The sequence below is a fragment of the Pseudorhodobacter sp. genome, assembly GCF_030452865.1.
In the GTDB taxonomy this organism is placed as follows: Bacteria; Pseudomonadota; Alphaproteobacteria; order Rhodobacterales; family Rhodobacteraceae; genus Pseudorhodobacter.
The window spans coordinates 1-3,273 of record NZ_JAKDLJ010000392.1; the positions used below are offsets into that span (position 1 = coordinate 1).

Annotated in this window: 3 protein-coding genes and 1 pseudogene; all 4 read left to right on the forward strand. The window is 61.0% G+C overall.

Annotated features, from left to right (window positions below; genetic code table 11):
• Positions 1 to 1,014 (forward strand): FAD-dependent oxidoreductase (locus tag L0H65_RS16905; protein ID WP_301460397.1); only part of this gene is annotated, 1,014 nt, incomplete at its 5' end.
• A 244-nt stretch (positions 1,015 to 1,258) separates the two neighbouring features.
• Entirely contained in the window at positions 1,259 to 2,002 is a 744-nt protein-coding gene (locus L0H65_RS16910) for a hypothetical protein (RefSeq protein WP_301460398.1), read from the forward strand.
• Positions 1,992 to 2,369: a hypothetical protein gene (locus L0H65_RS16915; protein WP_301460399.1), complete on the forward strand. Its 378-nt coding sequence runs from the start codon at positions 1,992 to 1,994 to the stop codon at positions 2,367 to 2,369. The genes L0H65_RS16910 and L0H65_RS16915 overlap by 11 nt, the downstream gene beginning before the upstream one ends.
• A 70-nt stretch (positions 2,370 to 2,439) precedes the next feature.
• Positions 2,440 to 3,273: pseudogene (locus tag L0H65_RS16920) on the forward strand (glutamate synthase large subunit); the annotation flags it as partial.

Consider the following 3,273-nt stretch of genomic DNA (forward strand, 5'->3'; position numbering starts at 1 on the left):
AGACCGGCACGGGAGCGGGCGGAAAGCGTGGGGATTATCGGCGCGGGTCCGGGCGGCTTGGCGGCGGCAGATGTGTTGCGCCGGGCCGGGGTGCAGGTCACGGTTTACGACAGCTATGACCGCGCGGGCGGGCTGATGACCTATGGCATCCCCAGCTTCAAGCTGGAAAAGGACGTTGTTGCCAAGCGCATCGCGCAGTTGGAAGACGCAGGCGTGCAATTCGTGCTGAATTGCACCGTTGGCCAGGATCTCAGCTTCGACGCCATTCGCGGCCAGCATGAGGCGGTGCTGATCGCAACCGGCGTTTACAAGGCGCGCGGGTTGCAGGTGCCGGGGATCGGCGCGAAAGGCATTGTTCCGGCACTGGAATTCCTGACTGCGAGCAACCGCAAGAGCTTTGGCGATGAGGTGCCGGAATTTGACAATGGCACGCTGGATGCGGCGGGCAAGCGGGTTGTCGTCATAGGCGGTGGCGATACTGCGATGGATTGCGTCCGCACCGCAATTCGTGAAGGGGCAAAATCGGTCAAGTGCCTCTATCGCCGCGACAGGGCGAACATGCCGGGAAGCCAGCGTGAGGTGCAGAATGCTGAGGAAGAAGGCGTTGATTTTGTTTGGCTTTCGGCGCCCATCGGCTTTACCGGTGGGCATGAGGTTGAAGGCGTCATGGTACAGAAGATGCGGCTTGGCGCGCCTGACGCCTCGGGCCGGCAGACGCCGGAACGGATCGAAGGCGCCGACTATGTGGAACCTGCCGATTTGGCGATCATGGCGCTTGGGTTTGAACCGGAGGAACTGCCGATGCTGTGGGAGCAACCGGCGTTGACGGTAACCCGCTGGGGCACCATTCGCGCCGATTTTCAGACCCACGCGACCAGCCTGCCGGGCGTCTATGCCGTGGGCGATATCGTGCGCGGCGCGAGCCTTGTGGTCTGGGCTATCCGTGACGGGCGTGACGCGGCGGATGCGATGATCGACTATATGGCGCAGGGTGCGGCGGTGGCGGCGGAATAGGGATTTATTAACGAGGTGTTAAGACCCCAGAAACTCTCTGGGATCTCTCTGGGAAACCGCCAGAAACCGGGGCGCCGCGACGAGGGCAGAAAAAGCGAACAGGGCAGAGGGGCTGACCTGTTCATGGTAAATGGGATGTTAATTTCTGCCCGCGCGACATCGGGTGTGAAATGAGAATGACAGGCGTGTGGCATGGGGTTGGCAACTCAACCCGTAGCGCCGCGCGAAAGGTGAGGAAATCGACGTGAGCAAAACCATTCTGACCGCTATTCAGACCCAAGTGTCACACCGGCTTGCCGGGCTTGTGATCGGCTGCGGAGCTCTCTTTGGCGTGAGCCCGGCGTTTGCAGGCGCATTTACACCTCCCGCCGGCTGCACCGGCTGGTTGACGGTTCAGGCGCGCGCTTGCCGGGTTTCGAATTACTACAAATGCAGTCAGGACGCGCCGGGCGACCAGTGGCGCGCGGATTTCGATCAGGAAGGCCTGTTCTTTGCCAGCCGCATTGATGCGGAGGCGCAATGGGTGGAGAGCCTGGAGTTCAACCCTTCGGTGCGCCAGACGCTTGATCCGGGGGCCGAAGACCCGGCGTCTTTTACCGAACTCCTGAACGGGGTCGATACCTTTGCCTTCAACCTGAGCCGTGACGATGGCGGAAGCAGCAAGGTGCGTGGCTTTGACCGGCTTTCGGGGCGCACGGTCCAGATTGACGGGGTGTCGCTGCTGGAAACCTCGTTCGAATATACCGAAATTGATGCGTCCGGCACCGTAACCAACCGGTCCCACGGCAATGAGTATATTCACCCCGAATGGCGGTTGTTTTTCGCCGGGCCGTCGCAAACCGATCTTGGCACCGGTGATCTGCCGATTGATGGCAGCCCGGTGGAGTTCATCTTTCCGGGCGAGCCGGGGTTTTTCAGCACCCGCCCGGTGTTTGAGTGTGATGCCGTTCTCAGCAGCTATTCCAAAGGCAACAGCGATGGAAATTGAGTTGGAAATGGGCGGGTTCTATACCTGCTTTCAGGACGATTTTGAACCGGTGGTGATGTGGATTGGGCGGGTCGATCTGCCCGACGATCTGGGCGGAAATGCGGTGGAACCGGTGGTCAGCGTCGTTCTGCGCGGGGCGGAGCCGGAGATGCCGATCATCACCCATGCGCCGTTCTGGGAAAGTGCGGCGCTGGATGGTGAGATGACCGAAGCCGAACCGTTCGAGGTGAACGCGGAGGCGTTTGACGAGAATTACAACACCTGGCGCTCGGCCTATGAGGGCGAAGAAGCCTACCCCTGGGCGATGACCCCGAATGAGGTTTATGCGCAGATGATGGGTGAGTTCCTGTCGGTGGTGCAGCCATGATGCCGCGCCACCATCCTGCCGCCGCCGCCCGCGCGATACCGCATGACCGCCTTTTTGAAGGAGTGATCCAATGACAAATGCCCCCGTTTACGATGCCGCCTGGGTCGCCGCTGAGGAGGCCAAGCGTGCCTACATGGATCAGCACAGCCTTTACCGGGCCGAGGATGAGCATGCGTCTTGCGGCGTTGGTCTGGTGGTTTCCATCTCGGGCAAGCCCAGCCGGGCAGTGGTGGAAAACGGCATCAACGCGCTGAAGGCGGTCTGGCACCGGGGGGCGGTGGACGCCGATGGCAAGACGGGCGATGGCGCGGGGATTCATGTGCAGATCCCGGTCAAGTTCTTCTATGATCAGGTGCGCCGCACCGGGCATGAGCCGGACAATCACAAGCTGATTGCGGTGGGGCAGGTGTTTTTGCCGCGCACCGATTTCGGCGCGCAGGAACGTTGCCGGACCATCGTGGAAACCGAAGTCCTGCGCATGGGGCATTATATTTACGGCTGGCGGCATGTGCCGGTGGAAACGGCCGTGCTGGGCGAAAAGGCAAACGCGACCCGGCCGGAGATTGAGCAGATCCTGATCCGCTGCGACCGCGACATCGACCACGAACAGTTTGAGCGGGAGTTGTATATCATCCGCCGCCGGATCGAAAAAGCGGCGGCAGCGGCGCATATTGCGGGGCTTTACCTCTGTTCGCTGTCGTGCCGGTCGATCATCTACAAGGGCATGATGCTGGCGGAACAGGTCGCGGTGTTCTATCCCGACCTGATGGATGCGCGTTTCGAGAGCGCCTTTGCGATTTACCACCAGCGGTATTCCACCAACACTTTCCCGCAATGGTGGTTGGCGCAGCCGTTCCGCATGTTGGCCCATAACGGAGAGATCAACACGCTGAAAGGCAACGTG

What these genes read in the sequence shown, in the direction of transcription:
- L0H65_RS16915 (WP_301460399.1), top strand. Translation starts at nt 1,992, where the DNA reads ATGGAAATTGAGTTGGAAATGGGCGGGTTCTATACCTGCTTTCAGGAC.